The sequence below is a fragment of the Bacillus pseudomycoides DSM 12442 genome (genome assembly GCF_000161455.1).
In the GTDB taxonomy this organism is placed as follows: domain Bacteria; phylum Bacillota; class Bacilli; order Bacillales; family Bacillaceae_G; genus Bacillus_A; species Bacillus_A pseudomycoides.
This window is the reverse complement of the sequence record NZ_CM000745.1, coordinates 4,913,456-4,914,171: the sequence shown is the minus strand read 5'-3', so window position 1 is coordinate 4,914,171 and position 716 is coordinate 4,913,456. Positions and strand designations below refer to the sequence as shown.

1 protein-coding gene is annotated in these 716 nt (G+C 29.7%); it reads right to left on the bottom strand.

The window, feature by feature from the left end:
• Positions 1–52: 52 nt before the first annotated feature.
• Complete coding sequence (locus BPMYX0001_RS31490) at positions 53–199, bottom strand: BC1881 family protein (RefSeq protein WP_000738547.1); 147 nt, start codon at positions 197–199, stop codon at positions 53–55.
• Positions 200–716 lie beyond the last annotated feature (517 nt).

Here is a 716-nt window from a genome sequence, read left to right as displayed (position 1 = left end):
TTCCCTTCGCGTAAAGGCTGATCCTTTTCTTCGTTCATTCAACTATTTTTAGCTATTCTTGATTAATTAGAATAACAGCTGGTCCATCTACACGAATTCCACCAACTTCGATTTTTTCATAAGGCTCAACTGTAATAGAAATGATCCCTTCTCGCTTCTTTAATTCATTACTTAATTCTTTTGTTAACATTTTTTTCATGTGTGCACTCCTTCTTACTGCTTAATTTACTGTTGTTATGTAAATGAAATTTAAAATGGTTTCCTGGTCAGGAAACCATTTTCTTGTAGTTGACCATATAGTGTTATCAATTCGTTTATCAATTTTACGTAAAGAAGATAAACAATTATTATTCACTTTTTCAGTAGATGTAAGAAATTCTTAAAGATAGAGATGAGATTGATTGTTTTTTCTTCTAGAAATAATGACTTAGATATATATACCTAAAACAATGAAAGCCCTACCTCTCTTTCATCCTTACGGCTCCTTGTCCGTACCAGTGTGAATCAGGATTGCAAAAATCAAGTGACTATTTGATCGAGTTATTTGATGAAACTTCAAACGTTCGTAAAAAGAAATTTAAATAATAAAAATGGATTAGATTGTAGAAATAACAAAAGAGGTTAATGCTCTAAAAGTGAGTTGAAGAAGTTGAATGTCTTTGAAATGATTTACTTTTAATAATAATCATATTCCCAAAAAATTCAGGATATTTTTT

Excerpts from the sequence above, each read along its gene's own strand:
- BPMYX0001_RS31490 (WP_000738547.1), bottom strand. The coding sequence starts at position 199 with ATGAAAAAAATGTTAACAAAAGAATTAAGTAATGAATTAAAGAAGCGA.